Origin of the sequence: Thiosocius teredinicola, from assembly GCF_002009425.1 — a bacterium.
Classification (GTDB): domain Bacteria; phylum Pseudomonadota; class Gammaproteobacteria; order Chromatiales; family Chromatiaceae; genus Thiosocius; species Thiosocius teredinicola.
The window spans coordinates 970,917-993,625 of the sequence record NZ_CP019936.1; the positions used below are offsets into that span (position 1 = coordinate 970,917).

The following is a 22,709-nucleotide window of genomic DNA, read 5'->3' on the forward strand; positions in this document are numbered from 1 at the left end:
TAGCCGGAGTAATACATGAGAAAAAGGAAGTTCATTCAAAGAGTCCAAGTGTTGGGGCCTGCGAGAAGTGCCTACCTGGAGTTCTTGCGTAATCTGACCCCTCAAGCGCTCTTGTTCACATTCGTGGCAGTCACAATGGAAAAGCTGGATTTCACTAGGTTCGATATGAGCAATTGGTTGCCTACACTTGGGTTCTACTTACTCCTTTTCTATTTCGCTATTGCGGTTTACGCGAACACAACCATGTTTCGAGAAAAATGTGTGGGCCGGAATAAAATCTGGTTCCGCAGAGCGTCTCGTGCCATTGAGAGGCAAGAATTTGCGCCGCTTAAGCGTGTGGGGGTGCATCTTCAGCAGATGTGGAAGCGGCGGAAAGTTGAGGTCATGGAGGAGTTCCTAGTTTTTTACTTGCTCCAAATCTCTTTGGCGATAGTTATCGTGGTCGGAGCGCGTTCCGCCGCGGAGATCCTTGCCAAGTGAGTGCGGCTCGGCTAACAAGGCGTTCAAGCCGCTCGCTAAGCTCGCTCGGACGCCCAGCACTCCGCACCGTGTTGCGTGTGGCTTCGCCATGTTCACGCAAACGTTGCTCCACGCTGAGCGCCGCTTAACTGGGCGTTAGGCGAGCAAAAGGAAAAGCATGAAAAGGAGTTGGCTCGAATATCTGTGGACGAACCATGGTCGAATATCGAGAAAATCGTTTGCGGCATTCCAATTGGTTTTCTTGCCGTTGTGGTTTGGAGCAATCTGGTCCGCAATAGTCGTCTATGAAGGAAAGCCGCCGGTAAAAATGGTGGCCTTAGCAGCATTAGTACTGGTTCCATTGTTCTTCGCGAACATCAATATCTGGGTCAAACGGCTGCATGACCGGAATTATTCGGGGCTTGCGCTCCTTTCAAGCATAATTCCAGTGGCCGGAATATTGTGGTTGGTGATCCAAGGTTTCGTCTTACGAGGCCCGGGGAGCGGCAATCGGTTTGGTGCACCAGGTTCCGGAGAAGGGTATGCGCCTAACAAGTAGTTCAAGCCGCTCGCTATGCTCGCTCGGACGCTTTGCACTCCGCACCCGCTGCGTATGCCTTCGGCATTGTTTCGCAGCGGGCGCTCCGCGCAAAGCGCCGCTTAACTGGGCGTTAGAACCAAAGAAACCACACAAAAGGAGTTATTGTGAAAATATCGATCTGGTTGCTATTGGTCGTATCGATTTGCGTATGGGTTGTTTTTGGAGCCGTTTTGCTCCAGCTTTACGAGCCTGGATGGCTGATCGAATCCACGCAAGCAATCAAGTTACCGAAGAATACGGCTGAACTCGGTGATTCTTTCGGCGTATTGAGCGCTTTCATGTCACCTATCGCTTTAATCTTGGCTCTTGCCGCCATGCTTACCCAATCAAAGCAGCAGGTCGATTCGAATGTCATCGGTGCCTATTCAATGAGGCAGCAATTTCTGCTCATGGAGTGCGAACGATTGGAATCCTCGATTCAGAATTTGAAGTACAGCGAAAGTTACGACGAACAGTTATTCCGAAATATGGTTAACAAGCGGTCGCGCTTCCTGAAAGAGGCTCAAGCTATCGATGAAAAAATCTCGGCATTGCTTAATCGGTTCTAACAAGGCGTTCAAGCCGCTCGCTATACTCGCTCGGACGCTTTGCACTCCGCACCTGCTGCGCATGCCTTCGGCATTGTTGCGCAGCCGGCGCTCCGCGCAAAACGCCGCTTAACTGGGCGTTAGGCGAAAAAAGGAAAACAAAGATATGCGGTACCTTTTGACGGGCCTACTCTTTCCGAGCGCGTTCCTTCTGGTTGCTGGGTGTTCAGAAGAGCATCGTCCCGAACAGCTTCTGTCTGGCGTTGCTTGGTCATTCCGCGAAACGGCCGCAAATGATCTGCAAAGCTTCGTCGAGGATGTGTATAGATATAACGATGAGATAGGCTATCCGATACCTCCGTCAAGCCTCGAATCACCCATAGGTATCTCAGCAATAGCAGTGCGCTATGAGTACCACGCGGAACATCCCGCAGTTCGTAGTAACGAGGTCGAATGGGTAACGGAGTGGAAAGAGGTGGAAATTCGCAGTGACGGTGCCAGTTTAAGCGCCGGCGAAATTCTGTTCAAAATACACCAAGCGGCCCATCCGTACCTTAAAGCTCAGGATCACTCATACTTCGAGGGGTTAAGCATTGTGAATGGGTCCACTTATATGGGTCTTCCAGTTTACGAAGTCTTTCTGGGTAGCTAAGTCCGTGAGCACAGTTCGCATCGAAATTCGCCTAACAAGGCGTTCAAGCCGCTCGCTATGCTCGCTCGGACGTTTGGTACTCCGCGGGCGCTTGCGCATGGCTTCGCCATTGTTGCGCATCGCCCGCTCCGCACCAAACGCCGCTTAACTGGGCGTTAGATGCGCACACAAGAAAAAGAAAGCTGGCAGCTCCGAAGGAATAAAACTACTGCTGTGCTAAACGCTGGTTTCGTGGTCCCGAAGTAGCCGCTAAAGTGGGCAATCGAGGCCGCATTCTTTGCGGGCCAGCGATTATTCGCGGTACGTGGTTGCGGTGTAGGTTGATAGCCCGTGGCCCATAATCAGCGAGCGCTTGCGAGCTTCTAGATGAGGAGGTTGTTTCAAGGTGCCAATAGGAATGTCAGCGGCAAACATTGAGCACGGCCATTTCAGTGCTGTGCTTTCCGTCGAGCCATCGAGCATCTGCCGGGTCCAGCGCAGAAAGTTCTTTTTGGCCTCCGAGTTAACGCATTTCCAAAAGCATCTAACAAGTCGGTCAAGCCGCTCGCTAACGCTCACTCGGACGTTCGGTACTCCGCACCTTTTTGCGCATGGCTCCGCCATGTTTGCGCAAAAGGCGCTCCGCACCAAACGCCGCTTACCTGGGCGTTATGTTCATCAAGAGCCATGAAGTTAATCACTCGCGCATCTGATCATTCATATTTACATGCACTGAAGTTGCGTCTTGAAGGCAAAGGTATTCCTGCCGTTGTGCTTGGAGAGAATGTTTCCAGAGTTGTGCTACCGTTTTCCTTCAATCAAGCTCAGCTATGGATCTACATTGATGAACAGGCGTACGATGCAGATCAGTTGGTTTTAGATGAAGCACACGAAGTCACTACGGGCGTCGACGTCCGTCGCTTCTACCAACAAAACAATAGCAGTGCGAAAAACTCGGCAACCGTTGGCCAGGCATATGCAAACCTCGCCATTACAGCTATCGCAATAATACTCGGGTTCTTCGGTTTGGCATGGTTTCTTAACAGCCAATGAACATAACAAGGCGTTCAAGCCGCTCGCTATGCTCGCTCGGACATTCGGCACTCCGCACTCGCTCGGGCATGCCTTCGGCATTGTTCCCCGAGCAAGTGCTCCATGCCGAATGCCGCTTAACTGGGCGTTAGGTTTACGAATATGGAAATTCGCACGCTTTACAAGACCTTCATGGTGTTCTCGGCAGTCGCAATTGTCGGAGGAGTGGCTTGGGTGCTGCTGTCTGCTTTGAATCCAAGCATGTCGCGAAGTGATCTCGTGCTACAGGTCGATGTTTCTGATCTGGCGCCGGGTGACCTGAAGTACTACTCCAGCCCGAGCAAACACCGAATTATGGTGCTTCGTAGAACCAAGGAAGATCTCGAAAACCTTCAGGGCCTATCAGGTTATCTGAAAGATCCGATGTCCGAACGAAGCCGCCAGCCTGCTGAGGCTAAAAATCCTTTCCGTTCAGTGAACCCCGAGTACTTCGTTGCTTACACTCATGCTGAGCGTTTGCCCTACTGGGTCGAGTATATGCCGGGTGATCTAACGTTTATGGGCTATCCTTCGACTCACCCCTGGTTTGGAGGTTTCGTCAACAGGGCAGAAGGCGAAATTTACGATAAAGCCGGGCGGGTTTATGCGGGCTCGAGCATCGAGGAAAAGAATCTTGCAGTTCCAGAATACCGGTTCATTTCAAGATCCACACTGTTGGTTACTTTTCTTGGTGAAAAAACCTAACAAGTCGTTCAAGCCGCTCGCTATGCTCGCTCGGACGCCCAGCACTCCGCACCTTATTGCGCATGGCTTCGCCATTGTTGCGCAAACGGCGCTCCGTACTGGCCGCCGCTTAACTGGGCGTTAGGCGGGAAAAGAAGATGCCGTTTTCACCTCAGCTGAGAGAAGACCTACTTGTCAAAGCGCGTCGTCGCTGTTGCGTGTGCCACAAGTTTGCTGGCCGTTCGGTGAATGTTCATCATATCGTGCCGGAGTCCGAAGGAGGCCCGAGCACCCCGGAGAATGCCATTGTCCTGTGCTTGCAGTGCCACGGTGAAGCTGGTCATTACAATGCGAAACATCCGATTGGTACCAAGTACTCTCCAACCGAACTTGTTCGCCATCGCGATGAATGGCTGAAATACTGCGAGCATCACCCAGAGTTGGCTATTGGTAACGGGTTTGAGGTATCACACAAGAGAAAATTGGCTATGGCCGAACTACATCGCTATAGCCTATTGGTGTCCTATACCAATACAGAAACTTCCCCCGTCGATCGTTGCAAGCTTCAGCTGTATTTCCCTATGAAAGTGCCAGTAGAAGGCTGCGATTTCGATGAATACGAAAACGAAATAGTCGATCAATCGCCATTCAGAATGCTGGAGATGTCTCTGGGAGATACCATTTTTCCAGGAGAAACCGTACAACTGATTGAAGATGATGGCTTCTTCTATCTGCGATACGAAATGAATGATCGTCTATTTGATCTTGCTCGGTACGAAGGAGGCTGGCACTTCATGTGGCGGTTTTTCGCGTCGAATCGGGAGCCAATCGTAGGGCGAAAGTCGTGGGAAGAAATGCATGAGTTCTAGTTCGCCTAACAATGCGGTCAAGCCGTTCGCCTGCGGCTCACTCGGACGTTCAGCACTCCGCGCTAGCTCGGGCATGGCTTCGCCATTTTTGCCCGAGCAACCGCTCCATGCTGAACGCCGCTTACCTGGGCGTTATGCACTGAAAGCCGGTGCGCCCGCTAAGTCGAAGGGAATTAACATGCGTGCTTTACCAAAGGCCATTCTTGTCACAAGTCTGCTCGCCCTTCTGCAGGGATGCATAGTGGCGAAACCAGAAGTCATCAAGCTACACAATGGCGGGGTAGGCGCAGGTGGGAATTCAGCGATAGCTCAAATAATCACCAAATCTTTCGCCCGAGCGGAAGACCATGTTTCGGCGAACATTTCGGCTGTTGATGGCACGGCAATCTATGATGATCGGCCAATTCGAAAGCCCAAAATTGTCGAAGTCACGCCAGGGAATCATGAGTTTGAGATGGAATGGGAAACAGATAATCCAGAAATCATTCCAAGTAGCGCTAACCATTCCTTTCTATATATGGGGGGGCTAGGGAGTGCTTCTTATTACCGGTCAGTAGAGAAGTACCGAATCACAGCCACGATAGAGCCCAACAAGTACTATTTCATTGATGTCTTTTCAAAGAGCGCGCGGAGTGCGGAGGGCGGGCCACTTCCGAACAAACTTTGCCTTGCGGAAGCAGACTTAGGCGACCCAGCAATGAAAATGCCCTTTGAGGGTACGAACGAGTGGAACCGAAATCATGTTCGCCCTAAATACAGAATAGTGGCATGTTCGGAGTAGCGAACGGTGCATAACAAGTCGGTCAAACCGTTCGCCTGCGGCTCACTCGGACGCTCAGCACTCCGCGCTTGTTCGGGCATGGCTTCGCCATTTTTGCCCGTTCAATCGCTCCATGCCGAGCGCCGCTTACCTAGGCGTTATGTTCTGAAAGGAAGCACAAATGAAATTTAAGAAACTGATTGTTCTGAGCGTGGTTGTGTCGGCTGGTGGGTGCGCAAATCCGATCAATCAAGTCACGGCCGATAATTACCAGCAAACCTGCTTCGCGGCAGAGCATAATGGCAATCTTCTCGTGGCAGAGGAGGCATGTGGTCGTGCGCTAACCAATGTGGCGTGGGGAAATCTCGGCCCCGCTGAACGATCGCAGAAGCAGTACAACCTGGCCCGCATTAAACGCCAACTTGCTAAGTTTCCAGAGGCGGAGGAGCTTATGAAGCAATCCCTGGCAATAGAAGAATCCCTTCCTTCACCGTCACCCCTCCGAATCGGGCGCCGCCTCGTAGAGCTGTCGGCGTCACTCGCCGGGCAAGAAAAATGGAAGGAAGGTGCACCTTATTTAACTAGGGCCTACGAGTTAACAGATCATTTCTCACCTCGTGAGAAAAAGTACACGGCCGAGGTCCTTGCTGCTTACAGTGAAGAATTTCAGAGAGAAGGCAACACAGAAGCGGGTTTGAAGTTTGCCGCGATGGCATCAGCAATTGAAGAGTAAGAACATAACAAGGCGTTCAAGCCGCTCGCTATGCTCGCTCGGACGCCCAGCACTCCGCACCGTGTTGCGTGTGGCTTCGCCATTTTCACGCAAACGGCGCTCCATGCTGAGCGCCGCTTAACTTGGCGTTAGGTGGTCGAAGAATGAGAAATTTTAGCAACCGCGTAATGCAGAAGGGTTTGATTGTCCTGTGTGCTTTAGTGCCACTGTTTTTTGCGGCGGTGTGGATTTATACCTTCGGATTCACCGAGTACAGAGCGCACCAGCAATGGATTGGGTTGCCAGCGTCGTTTGCAATGGTTGGGTTGTCGGTCGGTATGCTGCTATTCAATCGAATCGCACTAATAGCTTCGTTGATACTTACTGTTTGCGCTGCGGTTCTGGCTTCGGTGTTTTTTTACGCCAATCAGCACTGGGGCTATGCTGTAATTTTCATCGTCGGAGTGAGCTACGTGTTTGCGTGTTCCGAATTCCTATGGCCCACAAAAGATGAGCAGAAATGCACCTAACAAGGCGTTCAAGCCGTTCGCTGCGCTCACTCGGACATTCAGCACTCCGCACTTGCTCGGGCAAGGCTTCGCCATGTTTGCCCGAGCAAGCGCTCCATGCTGAATGCCGCTTAACCTGGCGTTAGGCAAGAAGGGAAAAAAGAAGAATGGATATTAGCGATATTTCGTTTGGTACAACCGATTGGTCTGGTATTCAAAAAACGGAACACCGCGGCGAAAGTGGTGTCGCGTATTGGCGAACACAGCAGTTCGCGAATATACGCGTTCGCATGGTCGAATATTCGCCGGGCTATTTGGCTGATCATTGGTGTTCAAAAGGGCATATTATTTTTTGTCTCGAAGGCGAATTGCACACAGAGTTGGAAGATGGTCGCCAATTCATTCTCAAACCCGGTATGAGTTATCAGGTGGCAGATAATGCGGAAGCTCATCGGTCGTCCACAAGTATTGGTGCGAAGCTGTTTGTTGTCGATTGATGCGTATGCCTAACAAGTCGTTCAAGCCGCTCGCTATACTCGCTCGGACGCTTTGCACTCCGCACCTGCTGCGCATGCCTTCGGCATTGTTGCGCAGCCGGCGCTCCGCGCAAAGCGCCGCTTAACTGGGCGTTAGCCACAGAAAGATGTTGATTCGGCGTATTCTACTTGTACTGATTGCGTCCGCGCTGTCGGGTTGCGATGTAGTCACTACTTCCTATCCGAATAAAGGGGTCGCGACCGTAGATGGGCAAATAGCGAATGGCTGGCTGCCCGGTATTATTCCGTCGTCGGCAACGGAGATTGAAACGAACAACGACCTCGATCTCAATATATCGTGGGGAAAATTCAAGTACACGAAAGCAGATCATCGCGAGTTCTTTGCGCAGCTCTCATCGCCGTCGAGAGCGTCGCCTTTCGAAAACTGGCGAGAAACGTTGGCCAAACAAGAAGCGCGCGGGTTTGAAATTGGGGAGTACGCGGAGGCGCATCAAATTTGGGTATTCTTTTGCAAAAGCGCTCTTGGCGAGTGTGAGTATCGAATGTGGTTAGAAAGGTAGAATGGCTAACAAGTCGTTCAAGCCGTTCGCTGCGCTCACTCGGACACCTAGCACTCCGCACTTGCTTGCGCCTGCCTTCGGCATTATGGCGCCGCAAGCGCTCCGCACTAGGTGCCGCTTAACCTGGCGTTATGCGTAGAAAGAACGAGCACGGAATTGGTTACTCCTGAAATAGATAGCGCCGTACGCAAGTTAGGACTCTCTCCGAGATCATTTAGGCTGCTACCAAATGACGAAGGAAGCGTTCTCTATCAGGAGCTTTTTGCAGAGTTTGTTACTGGCGCAGATCGTCGCTGGTGGTGGGAGGCGTTCTCGAAGCCAAGTTCGTCAAGAAACTTCGAGGATGGAAAAGGCTTCGAAAGAATTGTGGAGTTGGTTCCGAATCCCGAGGAGAGGGTGTGGTTCGTAGTGGAAGAGGATCAATTGCCGTTTTTTCCCATATACGAAGCCACTCCAGATACCATTCAAAAGGTTATCGGGGAGTGTTATGCATTCGAGTATTACATCATCCCGAAATCGAAGGCTTGGCTTCTCTGTTAAAATCACCATAACTTGGTAATTGGGGTAGGCAAACCGATTTCGTCGAGGCTGGAAGCGTGCAGCGCATAACAAGGCGTTCAAGCCGCTCGCTATGCTCGCTCGGACGCCCAGCACTCCGCACCGTGTTGCGTGTGGCTTCGCCATTTTCACGCAAACGGTGCTCCGAGCTGAGCGCCGCTTAACTGGGCGTTAGCTGCGGAAAGTCGCTGTGAAAAAGAAAGAGGTGTCGGCCAAGTACGAAGAAGCATGGGAAAACTTCAAACAGGGAAAGCTTGAAGAAGCGGAGGAATGTTTCGCCGAAGTGATTCCCCACGTCAAAGCAGAATCTTGGCGCGCGTCAGATCTCTACCACGAATATGCCCTTGTCCTGAGGGGCCTGAAGAAATTCGGCGATGCGGAAAGGTATGAAAGAATGGCTCTAAATGTAGCTGTGGAGCATAACGAAGTAACTTCCGTCGTAGTCACTTTCGCGCGATTCACCTTGGGTGAAACTCTGTTCTGCCAAAACAGATTTTCGGAAGCACTCGAAGAAATCGGGAGGTCTATTGGTATTGGTGCGAAGCAAGAGTGGCTGTTGCATTTTCTGAAGGCGAAAGTGCTGTTGAAACAGTAACGAGAAAAAGAGTTCGTGGCTTGCTGCTCAGCACTGATGGAGTTGGCGCCCGAAGGGAAGCTGGGCTCCATAGAGCAGATTAGAGAACGAATTGAGCAAGAAGAATGCAGCTAACAAGGCGTTCAAGCCGCTCGCTATGCTCGCTCGGACGCCCAGCACTCCGCGCCTTTTTGCGCATGGCTTCGCCATGTTTGCGCAAACGGCGCTCCGCACTGGGCGCCGCTTAACTGGGCGTTATGTGTGAAGAAGAACGTCGAATGCAGAAGGTGATGTGCGACAACTGTGGAGAAATGATCTTTCGGAGAAAAGTCCGTATCGAATATCTTCACCGATACGATTCAAGTAGCAAGGAAGCCTTTATCAACAGTCTCATGTCGTTGGAAGGCGCAACGCGAGAACAAGCGGTGTCATGGGCAGAGCATGGCCTTTTTGAAAAATGCCCCACAAAGGTAAGAAACTGCCCACAATGCAATGCGAAGCTAAAAACGTGGCGCGCCTCTTTATGCACAAAGTGTGGGGCAAAGTTTGGATCTGCTTATCAGAGTGATGAAAGCACATAACAAGTCGTTCAAGCCGCTCGCTAAGCTCGCTCGGACGCTTTGCACTCCGCACCAGCTGCGCATGCCTTCGGCATTGTTGCGCAGCGGCCGCTCCGCGCAAAGCGCCGCTTAACTGGGCGTTAGGTGCAGAAGAAAATTGTGTTTCTTGCAATCAAGGCAGTTGCGGAAACTACGGCGCTCTCGGCCGAGCGCAGCGACGGAATTTCCGGTGCAGTGCTAGTCTTCATCGAAGCGCGCCGCTCGATAGCGGAATGAGATCGGTGCGGCATTCAAATGGGGGTTCGCGAAGCCATGTTCGCGGTACGCAAGTGAATCATGGAGTGAAGGTCAGTGCGAGGAAACGCGAGCAACAAACAGTGTGCGGACTTGGTAGGAGTGCCATTTGATGAGCGCAGAGGCTATTTCATCGCCCATGATAACGCGCACTGTCGCGCACCTAACAAGTCGTTCAAGCCGTTCGCTACGCTCACTCGGACGCCCAGCACTCCGCACCGTGTTGCGCATGGCTTCGCCATTGTTGCGCAAACGGCGCTACGTGCTGGCCGCCGCTTAACTGGGCGTTAGGCATAAACAAGGAGGCACTGTGCCTGTCATCTTAACTTTTGACATAGAGGGCGCTCCATCTTTAGAGCGTAATCGAATTCAATGCGCCTTTGAGCGCTTTGGGTGGCAAAATCTAGGGGGGAGTTCGTATCGGTACCCAAGGCTAGGCGCCGATCAGCCAGTTGAGGACTGGTTTAATCATGTAATCCCGGCACTAATGCTCTTCAGAGCTTACATCGTTCAAAGTGGTCGCCCGCTGACAAAGTTCACTCTCGACGTGCAGTCGTCTAGCGGCGCAAACCCAGGCACAGGCTACGGTAGTACGCCTGCCTCAGGTGACGACGTACAGTTGTACGAGCCAACCACACCCGGTCACTTCGGGTTGGCCAACCTCCGCGGCTGGCTAAATAGTATCCATTACCCTTATCAGGTAGGTGATGATGCCTAACAAGATGTTCAAGCCGCTCGCTAAGCTCGCTCGGACGCTTTGCGCTCCGCACCTGCTGCGCATGCCTACGGCATCGTTGCGCAGCAGGCACTACGCGCAAAGCGCCGCTTACCTGGGCGTTAGATGCGCGCAAAAGAAAATGGGCGCTGGGCAGCCCGTGCCAGTAAATAGGCTGCTGCGCGGCGAGAGGGTTTCGTGGTCCGGCAGTAGCGGCTAAAGTGAGCGTTCGAGGCTGCTTTCTTTGGTGGCCAGCGATTATTCGCGGTACGTGGTTGCGGTGTATCTTGATATCCCGTGGCCCATAATTAGCGAGCGCTGGCGAGTGTTGAGATAGGGAGGTTGTTTCGCTGTGCCAATAGGTAAGTCGTTGCAAAACGTCACGCATGGCAATTTCTGGGTCATGCCGTTTTCAGGTTGCGGTGGTAATCGTTTCTCACGCAGCGTATTAGTCATCCGTCTATCAAGCTTGGTGCGTATGGCCAGTCATCTAACAAGTCGGTCAAGCCGTTCGCTGCGCTCACTCGGACATTCGGCACTCCGCACTTGCTCGGGCTTGGCTTCGCCATTATCGCCCGAGCAAGCACTCCATGCCGAATGCCGCTTACCATGGCGTTAGGGCAAGAAGGTGGGAAGATCACTCGATCCAATTGCGAGGGTTTTGATTGTTTTGTCTCTGCTTTGCGTATGGCAATTGGCGGAGATCGCGGCTACTCATTTGGCTGTTCGCCATTGGCCAAGTACAAAAGGAAAATTACTGAAGGTAAGAAGCTCTTGGGAGGGCTCAACGTCCTGGTCAATGAAGGGGCCCATGGCCCAAACATTGAAGGTCGAAGCGGCTTATGAATATAGGGTCGAAGGTTCTACCCACTCCGGTAAAGGTTCTCTAGATAAGCCACGAAGTCTTGGTGCCGGCACCGAAGTGGTAGTCTTCTACAATCCTTCGAATCACAACGAAAGTCTATTGACGAAGCGCTTGCCTTGGGGGTTAATCTTTGTGTGGAGCTTGTCGTTGAGCGCTACACTTTTAGCGCTATTCTGGTGGTTGAGGTTATGGCGGGCCAAGAGGTTGCCCTAACAAGGCGTTCAAGCCGCTCGCTATGCTCGCTCGGACGTTTCGCACTCCGCACTTGTTCGGGCATGGCTTCGCCATCTTCCCCCGATCAAGCGCTCCATGCGAAACGCCGCTTAACTGGGCGTTAGGGCAAATACACGAAAATGGATATTTCTACGCTTCTCATTGTTGGAGTACCGGTGGTGCTGTTCCTGTGGCTGAATGTACTTAGCACTTTCGCTGCAAGTCACGATGGCACGCTAGATTCTTTTCAAAGAAAGGCGCAAATAACTGTCGTATGGCTTGTTCCAGTCCTCGGCGCTATGCTCATCTTGTACCTTGTTAGGCAAAATGAGCCGGAAGCAATACGTCGAAAATGGGTGCCTTGGCCAATACGTAGTTTGGTATTTGGCAAGCCACGCTCTCCGCATAACCACCGCGATGAAAATCTGGGTCAAGCGGTAGATTTCGGCGCAACGGGCGCGGGCGGAAACCATGGTCATTCAAGTGGTGGCTCAAGTATGGGTGGTTCGGGTGATTAGCAAAGCTGGCCCTAACAAGTCGTTCAAGCCGCTCGCTATGCTCGCTCGGACGTTTGGTACTCCGCACCTTGTTGCGCATGGCTCCGCCATACTTGCGCAAAAGGCGCTCCGCACCAAACGCCGCTTAACTGGGCGTTAGGTGAAAAAATGATCGTGATCGGCTCACTGCACGGCGAACACGTAATGATCGGCCCAATCGGTGAAATCGATGCCGATGGTTTCTGCTCCGCAAAAGTGGAGGTTAGAGTCTCTGGATTCCTGGCACAACTTGAGCCCTACATCCAAATCAGAGATCTCGTAGAGTTTCGAAAAGAAATTTTGGCGCTCTATGAAAAGCTCGAAGGGGTGGCGAATTTTAGTCCGCTTGAAAAAGAGCTGGAGTTGCGGCTTGCGATGGATGCGAGGGGCCAGGTATCAGTTACGGGAAAGGCAATCAAATACTATGGTGAACGCGATAATCAACTGACCTTCGAGCTCTCAATCGATCAAACGTTTTTGCCTTCGATTGCAAAATCTATCGAAAGAGTAGTCAGTGGTGAAGTGTAGACACCTAACAAGGCGTTCAAGCCGCTCGCTATGCTCGCTCGGACATTCGGCACTCCGCACTTGCTCGGGCATGGCTTCGCCATGTTGGCCCGATCAAGCGCTCCGTACCGAATGCCGCTTAACCTGGCGTTAGGGCGAATAAGTACGGAGATACAAAAATGGAATCCGGCCAGCTCACAGCTCGATACTCCGTGGCACTTATGAATAATACGAAGTGGCGTGAAGTGCTAGCTGAAATCTCCTCGGCTCAAGTTTGGTTTTCCATAGCCTATGTTGGTGAAGAAAAATACGGAACACTTCAAGCGCTGGAGAACCTTGGTCTGTTCGAGCGTCATGTGGGCGATGGCTGCCTTATCGGTGGTCCGGTAGAGTATAAAGATATCTTCGCAATTCGCATCGAGCGGTTCGAAGAATTCAGGAACACAAGTACGGGAAAAAAATTTGCCGATGAGTCCAAGAGTCTCGAATTGACGGCGCGTTTGAAGAATGTCGGCCTACTGCCAATAGAAGTCGATGAGCAACACATTACTATATTTGGCTACAAGCCCTAACAATGCGTTCAAGCCGCTCGCTACGCTCGCTCGGACGCTTTGCACTCCGCACCTGTTGCGCATGCCTTCGGCATTGTTGCGCACCAGGCACTCCGCGCAAAGCGCCGCTTAACTTGGCGTTAGATGCGCGCAAAAGAAAATGAATGCTGGCAAGCCCGTGCCAGTAAAAAGGCTGCTGTGTAGCAAGAGGGTTTCGTGGTCCCGCAGTAGCGGCTAAAGTGAGCTGTCTAGGCCGCTTTCTTTGGTGGTCAGCGATTATTCGCGGTACGTGGTTGTGGTGTAGGTTGGTAACCTGTGGCCCATAATTAGCGAGCGCTTGCGAGTTATGAGATATGGAGGTTGTTTCGCTGTGCAAATAGGAATGCCAGTGCAAATCGTCGAGCATGGTCATTTCGCAGCCGTGCGATCCGTCGAGCCAACGGGCATCGGTCTGGCCCAGTACAGAATGTTCTGTTTGGCCTCCGAGTTACCGCATTTCAAAAAGCATCTAACAAGTCGGTCAAGCCGCTCGCTGCGCTCACTCGGACATTCAGCACTCCGCACTTGCTCGGGCTTGGCTTCGCCATTGTCGCCCGATCAAGCGCTCTGTGCTGAATGCCGCTTACCTGGGCGTTAGGCATTAATAAGGAAGTTTCGTGTATTGGAGCGTGCCAAAATTTCCGCAGTTCAAGCACAAAGATAAAAAGCACATCAAAGCCGTAGTGAAGTTCGCGCTACAGCAGGAGCGCGTAGGATGGAAAACGGCGGGCATCTGGCTTTTATTCTTGGTCAATTTTCTTTTGTTTCTCACCGTTTGGAACGAATGGATTGGGCCACTCCTGTTCGGTAGTCATGTTGAAGCGCTGTCGATTACCGCAGGGCTATTGTGCGGAGTAATTTATTTCGTTCACTTGCTGTGGTACATCAATCGGGTGGTTTATCCCGCGGTGCACAAACACGAGGGAAGATACCAAGGAAGTGGAACAAATTGAGCACTTCACAGCTTGGTACGATTTCGGCCGCATGTCTTTTCACCGCTTTCGGCAGCTCTATGGAGAAGAGGGGCAACTAATGAGTGAGTTTTGCCTAACGAGTCGGTCAAGCCGTTCGCTGCGCTCACTCGGACATTCGGCACTCCGCACTTGCTCGGGTATGCCTTCGGCATTGTTCCCCGAGCAAGCACTCCATGCCGAATGCCGCTTACCATGGCGTTAGGTTCAGAAAAGCAATGGCGCAACTTCCAAGCGAGCGTAGTTAGGCCGGTGAACCGAGTTGCCAAAATTATCGCCACAATTGTCTGTGCGCTTGCGAAGATTGGTCTCGGGAAGCAGCTATGTGCTGAATTTAAAGCAAGCCGTATCCTTGGCCTAAGCAGTGGCTTCTACGAAAGGGGCGAGTACGAAAAAGCATTTGAGGTCTTGGCCCCGTACTCGGAAATTGAAAATGATCATCGCTACGGGAGTCTGAATTATCAGCTGGCGCTTCTGTACTTCCATGGTCGAGGCGTTACATTGAATCGAGCTATGGCGAACCGCTTGTTTGCCGAAGCTGCGGAACTGGGCAACACGGAGGCGCAGCAGTATCTGTCGCAGTTTGATGGTCCGTACAGAACTAGAACCTAACAAGGCGGTCAAGCCGTTCGCTATGCTCACTCGGACGTTTGGTACTCCGCGGGCTTTTGCGCATGGCTTCGCCATGTTTGCGCAAAGCCCTCTCCGCACCAAACGCCGCTTACCTGGGCGTTAGATGCGCGCAAAAGAAAATGGGCGCTGGGCAGCCCGTGCCAGTAAATAGGCTGCTGTGCGGCGAGAGGGTTTCGTGGTCCGGCGGTAGCGGCTAAAGTGAGCGTTCGAGGCCGCTTTCTTTGGTGGCCAGCGATTATTCGCGGTACGTGATTGCGGTGTATCTTGATAACCCGTGGCCCATAATTAGCGAGCGCTTGCGAGTTTCGAGATAGGGAGGTTGTTTCGCTGTGCCAGTAGGAACGTCTGTGCAAATCATTGCACATCGCCATTTCCATTTTGTGCTGTCTTCGGGTTGCGGTGGCGTTTGTACAGCACGCAGCGTATCGGCCATTTGTTTATCAAAGCTGGTGCGAATGGCAAGTCATCTAACAAGTCGGTCAAGCCGTTCGCTACGCTCACTCGGACATTCGGCACTCCGCACTTGCTCGGGCTTGGCTTCGCCATTTTCGCCCGAGCAAGCGCTCCATGCCGAATGCCGCTTACCATGGCGTTAGGGCAATAAAGGAGAATGCCAATGTCTCTACCGATGGCAAAGGTCATGGAAAACTGGGATAAACGATTCGAAACGGAAGAACTGGATGAGTTTAGAGATCTTGTGTCGATAATGCTTCGCCGACAAGAGAGATCAATTGAGAAGGAAGAAGAATCGCTGAAGCATGCAGCACCAGATCATGATTTTGATGCACAAATGTATCGATCACACCTGGAAGACAGATGGGCTTTCGCACGAGAGGTGCAGCACCTATCCGATGAGTTGGCAATCGTTGCGTTGTACAAGCAAGTGGAGTTGCATACAAAAAGGGTAGCGAAGAAGCATTTTCCAAAGATTGATCCTAAGAAACTCTCCAGTATCGATGATCAGATAAAGCTCCTTCCGTTTAAATTGAAAAAGCTTCATGCGTTCGCCGCTTTTGATGAGCTTCGTCTTCTCAACAATTCGATCAAGCACGAAGGCAAGGTGTCTAAATCACTCTCCCGCGCATTCTCTAGCTGGAAAGAGGGGAAAAAACTGAAAGGGTTGGGCGATGCTTACCAGAGATTGCGTCCGTTGGTAGAAGAATATGTTCAAGCCTACGTTGGTGCATGCTATGCAAAATCAGCGGCAAAGAAGCCCTAACAAGGCGGTCAAGCCGCTCGCCTGCGGCTCACTCGGACGTTCAGCACTCCGCGCCTGCTCGCGCATGGCTTCGCCATTTTTGCGCGATCAGGCGCTCCATGCTGAACGCCGCTTACCTGGGCGTTAGCTCAAATAAGGAAATCGCATTGTTCGATTCACAAGTTATTGCATTTACGCTCGTCGCCGTGGTCTTGGCCGTCACGCCAGGCGCTGACACCATGCTTGTAATGAAGAATGGTATCCGCTCAGGTAGCGGTGCGGGTTGGGCAACAACATTCGGGGTTTTGGCGGGAACTCTCATCCATGCTGTAATTTCGGCGCTGGGAATATCTGTGGTTGTTGCACAGTCAGAGGCGCTGTTCCACTCGATAAAATTGCTCGGTGCGCTTTATTTGGTTTGGCTCGGCATCCAGGCTTTGCGCTCTTCCGGGCGAACGCAAGCTTCACAAAATGTCGGAGGGCGGTTGGCGATCCGTGGTGCTTTCAAAGAAGGGCTGATAACCAACGTCCTAAATCCGAAGGTGGCCATTTTTTATGTAGCGTTCTTGCCCCAGTTCATCTCTCCAGGTGATCCGGTGTTGGCAAAGTCTCTGCTGTTGGCGTGTATCCATAATTTGCTCAGCCTCATTTGGCTCGGCAGCTTGGTCTTGGTTATTTCTCAGGGCAAAAGGTGGGCGCAGCAGCAGAATGTACAAGCTTGGCTGTCCCGGGTATCAGGGGTAATTCTGGTGGGGCTTGGTGTGCGTTTGGCACTAGAGAGCAAGTAGAGCTAACAATGCGTTCAAGCCGCTCGCTATGCTCGCTGGGACGTCTGGCACTCCGCAGCTTGTTGCGCATGGCTTCGCCATTATTGCGCAAAAGCTGCTGCGCACCAGCCGCCCCTTAACACGGCGTTAGCTGCAATAAGAGAAATGAACCAACCACAGGTCTTGATTATCTACGGGCTCTTGGCATCGTCGGCGGGCATGGGGGTGCTGGAGATCTGGGCGAATCTTCGAGGGGAGGTCGTATCTGCCGGAACTCAGTCGCTCTGGGGCATTGTCTATGTTTTGCTGAGCATCATGTGGTCTTACGCCGATTCCAAACAAAGGCAGTTCCATAAACCATTTGAATTTGGGTTCGTGGCGTATGTGCTGTGGCCGGTCGCCTTTCCTTGGTATTTGGTCACTACACGTGGCATCGAAGGCGTTGTGTTATTTCTAGGGTTTCTGGCGTTGTGGCTGGTTCCGTGGCTTGCTGGGCTTGTTGCTTATGTATATTTCGCGTAACACAGCTAACAAGGCGTTCAAGCCGCTCGCTACGCTCGCTCGGACACCTAGCACTCCGCACCTGCTTGCGCATGCCTTCGGCATTATTGCGCAGCAGGCGCTCCGCGCTAGGTGCCGCTTAACCTGGCGTTAGGTGTAGAAGGGGTATGGCCAAAATAATCGGAAAAACGACAGGTCTAGTGGCTGTATCGATTCTCGTGTTGCTTACTGCGGCGCCGTTCGGGCCGCTTGGGCAATTGCCGCGAACGTTCCTAGTAGATGAAAACTATTTGAAGGTTGTTCGTAACCAAGACCGGTTTTTGGGGTGTATATCGTTCTTTTTTGTTCTACTGGCAAACATTCCAATCAAACTTCCGATCGGGTTCCCCGTTTTGGCTGCAGTGATCGGTGGAACAATATTTGTCATATTCGCGCAGTCGGGCGATCCGGAGTTTCTCGATTATCTGGGCAGTGAGATTGTCGATTTTCACTCAAGCTATGTACCTGCAGGTATCGCAGTAACCTTGGTGTTTGTCGGCGTTGCGTGGTGGTTTCGTAATGGCAAAACAGGCAAAAACACCTAACAAGGCGTTCAAACCGCTCGCTATGCTCGCTCGGACGTTTGGTACTCCGCAGGCGCTTGCGCATGGCTTCGCCATTGTTGCGCAGCGCCCGCTCCGCACCAAACGCCGCTTAACTGGGCGTTAGGCGCAAGAAGGGATCGAGGGAATGGGCAACACCGGGTCTAAGCTGAAAAGGGATCGCCAGCCAATGCCGGCGTTTGTTGAAGAGGCATTGCGTAGTGCCAATCTGCTCGCCGATTATCGTTCGCGTCCCGAGTATCAACAAAACGATTACCTGGGCTGGATCAATCAAGCAAAAAAACAAGAAACAAAAAATAGGCGATTACAGCAAATGCTCGAGGAACTCGATAAAGGTGGCGTTTACATGAAAATGTCTCATCCAGCATCAGCTAAGCAATGAGTTGCACGGTTCGGCATCCAGTCGCGAAAAGGCGTGTGCTGTTTGGAGTTCATGTGGTTGCCTCGGTGCGGCAGTGGTTTGCGGCTTATGGGGGCAAGGCCGCGCCTAACAAGGCGGTCAAGCCGCTCGCAAGCTCGCTCGGACGTTCAGCACTCCGCGCCTGCTCGGGCATGGCTTCGCCATGTTTGCCCGATCAGCCGCTCCATGCTGAACGCCGCTTACCTGGGCGTTAGCTGCAGAAATGATTGTCACGCCAACAAAGGAATATGACTCAGAAGGATCAAGGATACGTTTAACCCGCGGGAAAGAATACGAAGTATTGGCAATTGAAGCAGGTTGCTACAGGGTCCTCACTGATCCCGAATCGATTCCGTATGGCAACGATCCTGTGCTTTACGAAGCGTCATGCTTCAATGTGAACGATGGCGAAGAACCGAGCTTCTGGGTAACAGAAACCGATGAAGGGGAAACCTATCGCGGGCCATTCGTCTGGTTGCGGTACTTCTTCGAAGAATTGCACGATGGAAACGCGAAAGCGAGGGAAGAATTCAAGTGTCAACTCAAGAAATACTATCCAAGAACATGGCGGGAAAGGTACGGCAGCTAACAAGGCGTTCAAGCCGCTCGCTAAGCTCGCTCGGACGTTTGGTACTCCGCGCCTTGTTGCGCATGGCTCCGCCATACTTGCGCAAAAGGCGCTCCGCACCAAACGCCGCTTAACTGGGCGTTAGGCGAAAAAGATGACCGAACAATCTCCGAATGTTGCTGTATGGAGTGCTGCGAAGGATTACGTGGAATCCGCAGAGATTCTGCTCGATTACAATAGACTCCAATCCGCGGTGGTTATGTCGGCTCTTGCAATCGAAGTGCTCCTTAAAGCATTTCTCGCAAAACGAGAAGGCCCGTGGGTAGCAGAAACGGAGCATGGTCACCCGCACTTGGATCTATTCAAGAAATTGAGCAATGAAGATCGCCAGCACCTCGGCAAGTACTTCGACCAGGAATCTGCAGGTATGTCATTGATGGAAGGGCTACAAAAATTTTCGAGGCTATTCGTAGATCTTCGCTATCCCTATGAAACCAATGCTCCTCGAAGCTATGGTTCGGAGGTTGTCTATTTCGCTCGGGCATTATGCGATTCTGTCTACAACTTGGGCATGGCTCGGCAAGCATGAGCGCGGTGCGCCTAACAAGGCGTTCAAGCCGCTCGCTAAGCTCGCTCGGACGCCCAGCACTCCGCACCTTATTGCGCATGGCTTCGCCATAGTTGCGCAAACGGTGCTGCGCACTGGCCGCCGCTTAACTGGGCGTTAGGCGAGCAAAAGGAAAAGCATGAAAAGGAGTTGGCTCGAGTATCTGTGGACGAACCATGGTCGAATATCAAGAAGATCGTTTGCGGCATTCCAATCGGTTTTCTTGCCGTTGTGGTTTGGAGCAATCTGGTCCGCAATAGTCGTCTATGAAGGAAAGCCGCCGGTAAAAATGGTGGCCTTAGCAGCATTAGTACTGGTTCCGTTGTTCTTCGCGAACATCAATATCTGGGTCAAACGGCTACACGACCGGAATTATTCTGGGCTTGCGCTCCTTTCAAGCATAATTCCAGTGGCCGGAATATTGTGGTTGGTGATCCAAGGTTTCGTCTTACGAGGCCCGGGGAGCGGTAATCGGTTTGGTGCACCAGGTTCCGGAGAAGGGTATGCGCCTAACAAGTAGTTCAAGCCGCTCGCTATGCTCGCTCGGACATTCAGCACTCCGCACCTGCTCGGGCATGCCTTCGGCATTGTTCCCCGAGCATGCGCTCCATGCTGAATGCCGCTTAACCTGGCGTTAGGCAAAAAAGATGAAGCTAATTGAAAACCTCAGCGTTGCGTTTCTCGCATTCGCCATCCTTGCGTTTCTTTCGGGCTTTTACTATCACCAGCAGTACTTGCGTCACGATGATCAGTATTCTCAGATGGTATCTAAGGTTACGTCGGCACTGAGCAAAAGCGGCGAGGTAGAGGGTGTATTTCTGTCTGCGCCGCGAGGTATGGTTACCGAAGATGGTCGGGTACCGCTTGTTTTTGGAGCAGCCGTAATACTCGCATCTATTGCAGTCGCATTTGCTGTGATAAGCAGGAAAAAACATGGTAAGAAACCCATCCAGCTACCCGTGATTTTCGGGGGCACGGTGGTCGTACTCTGGGTTATCTATATGGCGAATTTCATAGGCTTGCTACCTAATGCCTAACAAGGCGTTCAAGCCGCTCGCTATGCTCGCTCGGACGTTTGGTACTCCGCGGGCACTTGCGCATGGCTTCGCCATTGTCGCGCAGCGCCCGCTCCGCACCAAACGCCGCTTAACTGGGCGTTATGCGAAAAAAGTTGAAAGAGCACCGATGCTCAATACTTGGCCTATTCGTTGTTTGGGGTAGTCGATGCTACTAGGGCTATTGAATTCAATATTTCGAGCGTTTGTTGTTGCTCTAATAGTCACCGCAGCGTCCTACGCAGTAGGGGAAATGTTGGGTCCAGATGCGGAATGGGCAGCTTACTGCGCTGAAGAAGGAAAAAGCGATCCGGAATGCACCGAATATAGAAATGGTGAAGATTCCGAGATTGAAGATTTTGGAGCAGCGATTGATTTGGCATTCCTCGTACCCCAATTCGCAATCGTTTTTTTTAGGCGGTTTGCTGGTTGGCATTTGGGGTATGTTTTCGCCAATATCGCGGAACGCATAACAAGGCGTTCAAGCCGCTCGCTATGCTCGCTCGGACGCCCAGCACTCCGCACCGTGTTGCGTGTGGCTTCGCCATTTTCACGCAAACGGCGCTCCGCGCTGGCCGCCGCTTAACTGGGCGTTAGGGCAAGAAAGGGAAAACGATGGAAAACGAAGAAATACCAGTTTGGCAGCTAGCCCTCGCAATTTTCGGTTTCCTGTTGTGGATGTTTCTGCTTTCAGCGATTGAATTAATTGAGGCGCAAGGCTGGAAAGTCGTCTACGAATTCGTATCCGGTTATTCGTTTGGCTACATCGTAGCATTCAGTGGCTTGCTGTTTTGGGAGGTGATAAAGGGTAGAGGGCGGCGGTTTCTAGATCCTCACCCGGTGTTTGGTTGGTTGTCTTACTTCGTACTGGGAATGGTGTTTTTGTTTGGGTTGGCGGGTTTGGCTATCGAAGTATTTGGCTATACAAATTGGCCATACAACATTGGATCGCTTATGGCGGGCGTTGCTGTTGGTATCGGCCTTGCTCCCGTTATCGACAAGTACGACAAGTTGCAGCCCTAACAAGTCGTTCAAGCCGCTCGCTACGCTCGCTCGGACGCCCAGCACTCCGCACCGTGTTGCGTGTGGCTTCGCCATTTTCACGCAAACGGCGCTCCGCACTGGCCGCCGCTTAACTGGGCGTTAGGTGCAGAACAAAATTGTGTTTCTAGCAATCGTGGCAGTTGCGGAAACTACGGCGCTCTCGGCCGAGCGCGGCGGCGAAATTGCTGGTGCAGTGCTAGTCTTCATCGAAGCGCGCCGCTCGATAGCGGAATGAGATCGGTGCGGCATTCAAATGGGGGTTCGCGAAGCCGTATTCGCGGTACGCAAGTTGCTCATGGAGTGAAGGTCAGTGCGAGGAAACGCCCGAAACAGGCAGTGTGCGATATTGCAACGGGTGCTATTTGAAGAGTGCAGAGGCCATTTCATCGCCCATGATAACGCGCTCCGTTGCGCACCTAACAAGTCGTTCAAGCCGTTCGCTGCGCTCACTCGGACATTCAGCACTCCGCACTTGCTCGGGCATGGCTTCGCCATGTTCGCCCGAGCAAGCGCTCCATGCTGAATGCCGCTTAACTGGGCGTTATGCGTAAAAAGATATGAGCACTACAACCAGCGTTGAGCAAGTCATACTCGAATATGCAGGTGCTCAGAAGGAAGAGCTATTTGAAAATGCGCTGCTCGAAGAAGATCTAGGCATTACTGGAGATGATGCGGATGAACTTGTGGAGGCGTTAGAAGAAGAGTTCAAAGTTGATTTTTCGGGGTTTGAACTGGAAAAACATTTCTTGCCCGAGGTCGGGAAAAGCTCAGATGCAGAGTATGGTTACTATCCTGTGTCGGTAGGCCACCTACTGAAAGTTGTTCGGTCTGGTCGTTGGGAACTGCCGCCGCGTAACCCAGAGTATTTTGTAAAGTCTCAAAGAGAATTGAAGCGGCAGCGAATGATTCAATCCGCGATTTTCGTCCTTTGCGGGGTTGGGGCGCTAGTATGGTTTATCCCCCGAGGTCTTTGAGAATGTGGGCGAAGCGCATAACAAGGCGTTCAAGCCGCTCGCTATGCTCGCTCGGACATTCGGCACTCCGCACTTACTCGGGCATGCCTTCGGCATT

At 52.1% G+C, this 22,709-nt stretch carries 31 protein-coding genes; all 31 read left to right on the forward strand.

The annotated features are described in order from the left end of the window. The first annotated feature begins 135 nt into the window (after positions 1-135). The 31 genes from B1781_RS04620 to B1781_RS04770 all read left to right on the forward strand — a co-directional run bounded on the left by B1781_RS04620 (position 136) and on the right by B1781_RS04770 (position 22,612). Positions 136-480, forward strand: coding sequence for a hypothetical protein (locus B1781_RS04620; RefSeq protein WP_125931902.1), 345 nt, complete (start codon positions 136-138; stop codon positions 478-480). 157 nt (positions 481-637) lie between these two features. Beyond that, the gene (locus B1781_RS23565) at positions 638-1,018 is read left to right on the forward strand and encodes a DUF805 domain-containing protein (protein ID WP_078118541.1); all 381 of its coding nucleotides are present in this window, start codon (positions 638-640) and stop codon (positions 1,016-1,018) included. A gap of 146 nt (positions 1,019-1,164) precedes the next feature. Continuing rightward, positions 1,165-1,608: a hypothetical protein gene (locus B1781_RS04630; protein ID WP_125931903.1), complete on the forward strand. Its 444-nt coding sequence runs from the start codon at positions 1,165-1,167 to the stop codon at positions 1,606-1,608. 1,297 nt (positions 1,609-2,905) lie between these two features. After that, positions 2,906-3,271, forward strand: coding sequence for a putative signal transducing protein (locus B1781_RS04640; protein WP_125931904.1), 366 nt, complete (start codon positions 2,906-2,908; stop codon positions 3,269-3,271). Positions 3,272-3,412: 141 nt separating this feature from the next. Further along, positions 3,413-3,994: a hypothetical protein gene (locus tag B1781_RS04645; RefSeq protein ID WP_078118545.1), complete on the forward strand. Its 582-nt coding sequence runs from the start codon at positions 3,413-3,415 to the stop codon at positions 3,992-3,994. A 137-nt stretch (positions 3,995-4,131) separates the two neighbouring features. Further along, positions 4,132-4,842 (forward strand): HNH endonuclease, encoded by a 711-nt coding sequence (locus B1781_RS04650; protein WP_078118546.1) that lies wholly within the window; start codon positions 4,132-4,134, stop codon positions 4,840-4,842. Continuing rightward, positions 4,832-5,623: a hypothetical protein gene (locus B1781_RS04655; protein WP_125931905.1), complete on the forward strand. Its 792-nt coding sequence runs from the start codon at positions 4,832-4,834 to the stop codon at positions 5,621-5,623. Before B1781_RS04650 ends, B1781_RS04655 begins: the two co-directional genes overlap by 11 nt. A 160-nt stretch (positions 5,624-5,783) precedes the next feature. Next, positions 5,784-6,335 (forward strand): tetratricopeptide repeat protein, encoded by a 552-nt coding sequence (locus B1781_RS04660; protein ID WP_078118548.1) that lies wholly within the window; start codon positions 5,784-5,786, stop codon positions 6,333-6,335. A 143-nt stretch (positions 6,336-6,478) separates the two neighbouring features. Continuing rightward, positions 6,479-6,844 carry a hypothetical protein gene (locus B1781_RS04665; RefSeq protein ID WP_125931906.1) on the forward strand — a complete coding sequence of 122 codons (366 nt, stop codon included), beginning with the start codon at positions 6,479-6,481 and terminating at the stop codon, positions 6,842-6,844. A 146-nt stretch (positions 6,845-6,990) separates the two neighbouring features. Continuing rightward, positions 6,991-7,320 (forward strand): DHCW motif cupin fold protein, encoded by a 330-nt coding sequence (locus B1781_RS04670; RefSeq protein ID WP_078118550.1) that lies wholly within the window; start codon positions 6,991-6,993, stop codon positions 7,318-7,320. 716 nt (positions 7,321-8,036) lie between these two features. After that, positions 8,037-8,420 carry a DUF6756 family protein gene (locus B1781_RS22815; RefSeq protein WP_125931907.1) on the forward strand — a complete coding sequence of 128 codons (384 nt, stop codon included), beginning with the start codon at positions 8,037-8,039 and terminating at the stop codon, positions 8,418-8,420. A 208-nt stretch (positions 8,421-8,628) separates the two neighbouring features. Beyond that, positions 8,629-9,033 carry a hypothetical protein gene (locus tag B1781_RS04680; protein WP_078118552.1) on the forward strand — a complete coding sequence of 135 codons (405 nt, stop codon included), beginning with the start codon at positions 8,629-8,631 and terminating at the stop codon, positions 9,031-9,033. Between the two features lie 683 nt (positions 9,034-9,716). Further along, positions 9,717-9,848, forward strand: coding sequence for a hypothetical protein (locus tag B1781_RS23385; protein WP_334223883.1), 132 nt, complete (start codon positions 9,717-9,719; stop codon positions 9,846-9,848). Positions 9,849-11,392: 1,544 nt separating this feature from the next. Next, entirely contained in the window at positions 11,393-11,659 is a 267-nt protein-coding gene (locus B1781_RS23665; protein ID WP_456300673.1) for a DUF3592 domain-containing protein, read from the forward strand. 140 nt (positions 11,660-11,799) lie between these two features. Continuing rightward, on the forward strand, positions 11,800-12,177 hold the full coding sequence (locus tag B1781_RS22820) for a hypothetical protein (RefSeq protein ID WP_125931908.1): 378 nt from the start codon (positions 11,800-11,802) through the stop codon (positions 12,175-12,177). A 147-nt stretch (positions 12,178-12,324) separates the two neighbouring features. Continuing rightward, positions 12,325-12,723, forward strand: a complete 399-nt coding sequence (locus B1781_RS04700) for a WapI family immunity protein (protein WP_078118556.1) — start codon at positions 12,325-12,327, stop codon at positions 12,721-12,723. A gap of 158 nt (positions 12,724-12,881) precedes the next feature. Continuing rightward, the gene (locus B1781_RS04705; RefSeq protein ID WP_125931909.1) at positions 12,882-13,274 is read left to right on the forward strand and encodes a DUF6678 family protein; all 393 of its coding nucleotides are present in this window, start codon (positions 12,882-12,884) and stop codon (positions 13,272-13,274) included. Between the two features lie 647 nt (positions 13,275-13,921). Next, positions 13,922-14,245, forward strand: a complete 324-nt coding sequence (locus B1781_RS04710) for a hypothetical protein (protein ID WP_078118558.1) — start codon at positions 13,922-13,924, stop codon at positions 14,243-14,245. Positions 14,246-14,446: 201 nt separating this feature from the next. Next, positions 14,447-14,875, forward strand: a complete 429-nt coding sequence (locus B1781_RS04715) for a tetratricopeptide repeat protein (protein WP_078118559.1) — start codon at positions 14,447-14,449, stop codon at positions 14,873-14,875. A 637-nt stretch (positions 14,876-15,512) separates the two neighbouring features. Next, positions 15,513-16,115 carry a hypothetical protein gene (locus B1781_RS04720; protein WP_125931911.1) on the forward strand — a complete coding sequence of 201 codons (603 nt, stop codon included), beginning with the start codon at positions 15,513-15,515 and terminating at the stop codon, positions 16,113-16,115. Between the two features lie 98 nt (positions 16,116-16,213). Continuing rightward, entirely contained in the window at positions 16,214-16,882 is a 669-nt protein-coding gene (locus tag B1781_RS04725) for a LysE family translocator (protein ID WP_164513251.1), read from the forward strand. A 144-nt stretch (positions 16,883-17,026) separates the two neighbouring features. Further along, entirely contained in the window at positions 17,027-17,383 is a 357-nt protein-coding gene (locus B1781_RS04730) for a hypothetical protein (RefSeq protein WP_078118562.1), read from the forward strand. 146 nt (positions 17,384-17,529) lie between these two features. After that, entirely contained in the window at positions 17,530-17,946 is a 417-nt protein-coding gene (locus B1781_RS04735) for a hypothetical protein (protein ID WP_125931912.1), read from the forward strand. 145 nt (positions 17,947-18,091) lie between these two features. Then, on the forward strand, positions 18,092-18,346 hold the full coding sequence (locus B1781_RS04740) for a YdeI/OmpD-associated family protein (protein ID WP_078118564.1): 255 nt from the start codon (positions 18,092-18,094) through the stop codon (positions 18,344-18,346). 241 nt (positions 18,347-18,587) lie between these two features. Continuing rightward, positions 18,588-18,953 carry a hypothetical protein gene (locus B1781_RS22825; protein WP_125931913.1) on the forward strand — a complete coding sequence of 122 codons (366 nt, stop codon included), beginning with the start codon at positions 18,588-18,590 and terminating at the stop codon, positions 18,951-18,953. 133 nt (positions 18,954-19,086) lie between these two features. Next, on the forward strand, positions 19,087-19,521 hold the full coding sequence (locus B1781_RS04750) for a HEPN domain-containing protein (protein ID WP_078118566.1): 435 nt from the start codon (positions 19,087-19,089) through the stop codon (positions 19,519-19,521). A 157-nt stretch (positions 19,522-19,678) separates the two neighbouring features. Then, positions 19,679-20,059, forward strand: a complete 381-nt coding sequence (locus B1781_RS23575; RefSeq protein WP_078118567.1) for a DUF805 domain-containing protein — start codon at positions 19,679-19,681, stop codon at positions 20,057-20,059. Between the two features lie 127 nt (positions 20,060-20,186). Next, positions 20,187-20,576, forward strand: coding sequence for a hypothetical protein (locus B1781_RS04760; protein ID WP_078118568.1), 390 nt, complete (start codon positions 20,187-20,189; stop codon positions 20,574-20,576). Positions 20,577-20,847: 271 nt separating this feature from the next. Continuing rightward, complete coding sequence (locus B1781_RS22830; protein ID WP_125931914.1) at positions 20,848-21,180, forward strand: hypothetical protein; 333 nt, start codon at positions 20,848-20,850, stop codon at positions 21,178-21,180. Between the two features lie 29 nt (positions 21,181-21,209). Beyond that, complete coding sequence (locus B1781_RS04765; protein ID WP_078118569.1) at positions 21,210-21,617, forward strand: hypothetical protein; 408 nt, start codon at positions 21,210-21,212, stop codon at positions 21,615-21,617. Between the two features lie 578 nt (positions 21,618-22,195). Next, a complete protein-coding gene (locus B1781_RS04770; protein ID WP_078118502.1) occupies positions 22,196-22,612 on the forward strand; it encodes a DUF1493 family protein in 417 nt (138 codons plus the stop codon). Positions 22,613-22,709: the final 97 nt, after the last annotated feature.

What these genes read in the sequence shown, in the direction of transcription:
- B1781_RS04620 (WP_125931902.1), top strand. Translation starts at nt 136, where the DNA reads ATGGAAAAGCTGGATTTCACTAGGTTCGATATGAGCAATTGGTTGCCT.
- B1781_RS23565 (WP_078118541.1), top strand. Translation starts at nt 638, where the DNA reads ATGAAAAGGAGTTGGCTCGAATATCTGTGGACGAACCATGGTCGAATA.
- B1781_RS04640 (WP_125931904.1), top strand. Translation starts at nt 2,906, where the DNA reads ATGAAGTTAATCACTCGCGCATCTGATCATTCATATTTACATGCACTG.
- B1781_RS04645 (WP_078118545.1), top strand. Translation starts at nt 3,413, where the DNA reads ATGGAAATTCGCACGCTTTACAAGACCTTCATGGTGTTCTCGGCAGTC.
- B1781_RS04650 (WP_078118546.1), top strand. Translation starts at nt 4,132, where the DNA reads ATGCCGTTTTCACCTCAGCTGAGAGAAGACCTACTTGTCAAAGCGCGT.
- B1781_RS04655 (WP_125931905.1), top strand. Translation starts at nt 4,832, where the DNA reads ATGAGTTCTAGTTCGCCTAACAATGCGGTCAAGCCGTTCGCCTGCGGC.
- B1781_RS04660 (WP_078118548.1), top strand. Translation starts at nt 5,784, where the DNA reads ATGAAATTTAAGAAACTGATTGTTCTGAGCGTGGTTGTGTCGGCTGGT.
- B1781_RS04665 (WP_125931906.1), top strand. Translation starts at nt 6,479, where the DNA reads ATGAGAAATTTTAGCAACCGCGTAATGCAGAAGGGTTTGATTGTCCTG.
- B1781_RS04670 (WP_078118550.1), top strand. Translation starts at nt 6,991, where the DNA reads ATGGATATTAGCGATATTTCGTTTGGTACAACCGATTGGTCTGGTATT.
- B1781_RS23665 (WP_456300673.1), top strand. Translation starts at nt 11,393, where the DNA reads ATGGCCCAAACATTGAAGGTCGAAGCGGCTTATGAATATAGGGTCGAA.
- B1781_RS22820 (WP_125931908.1), top strand. Translation starts at nt 11,800, where the DNA reads ATGGATATTTCTACGCTTCTCATTGTTGGAGTACCGGTGGTGCTGTTC.
- B1781_RS04700 (WP_078118556.1), top strand. Translation starts at nt 12,325, where the DNA reads ATGATCGTGATCGGCTCACTGCACGGCGAACACGTAATGATCGGCCCA.
- B1781_RS04705 (WP_125931909.1), top strand. Translation starts at nt 12,882, where the DNA reads ATGGAATCCGGCCAGCTCACAGCTCGATACTCCGTGGCACTTATGAAT.
- B1781_RS04715 (WP_078118559.1), top strand. Translation starts at nt 14,447, where the DNA reads ATGCCGCTTACCATGGCGTTAGGTTCAGAAAAGCAATGGCGCAACTTC.
- B1781_RS04720 (WP_125931911.1), top strand. Translation starts at nt 15,513, where the DNA reads ATGTCTCTACCGATGGCAAAGGTCATGGAAAACTGGGATAAACGATTC.
- B1781_RS04725 (WP_164513251.1), top strand. Translation starts at nt 16,214, where the DNA reads ATGCTGAACGCCGCTTACCTGGGCGTTAGCTCAAATAAGGAAATCGCA.
- B1781_RS04730 (WP_078118562.1), top strand. Translation starts at nt 17,027, where the DNA reads ATGAACCAACCACAGGTCTTGATTATCTACGGGCTCTTGGCATCGTCG.
- B1781_RS04735 (WP_125931912.1), top strand. Translation starts at nt 17,530, where the DNA reads ATGGCCAAAATAATCGGAAAAACGACAGGTCTAGTGGCTGTATCGATT.
- B1781_RS04740 (WP_078118564.1), top strand. Translation starts at nt 18,092, where the DNA reads ATGGGCAACACCGGGTCTAAGCTGAAAAGGGATCGCCAGCCAATGCCG.
- B1781_RS22825 (WP_125931913.1), top strand. Translation starts at nt 18,588, where the DNA reads ATGATTGTCACGCCAACAAAGGAATATGACTCAGAAGGATCAAGGATA.
- B1781_RS04750 (WP_078118566.1), top strand. Translation starts at nt 19,087, where the DNA reads ATGACCGAACAATCTCCGAATGTTGCTGTATGGAGTGCTGCGAAGGAT.
- B1781_RS23575 (WP_078118567.1), top strand. Translation starts at nt 19,679, where the DNA reads ATGAAAAGGAGTTGGCTCGAGTATCTGTGGACGAACCATGGTCGAATA.
- B1781_RS04760 (WP_078118568.1), top strand. Translation starts at nt 20,187, where the DNA reads ATGAAGCTAATTGAAAACCTCAGCGTTGCGTTTCTCGCATTCGCCATC.
- B1781_RS22830 (WP_125931914.1), top strand. Translation starts at nt 20,848, where the DNA reads ATGTTGGGTCCAGATGCGGAATGGGCAGCTTACTGCGCTGAAGAAGGA.
- B1781_RS04765 (WP_078118569.1), top strand. Translation starts at nt 21,210, where the DNA reads ATGGAAAACGAAGAAATACCAGTTTGGCAGCTAGCCCTCGCAATTTTC.
- B1781_RS04770 (WP_078118502.1), top strand. Translation starts at nt 22,196, where the DNA reads ATGAGCACTACAACCAGCGTTGAGCAAGTCATACTCGAATATGCAGGT.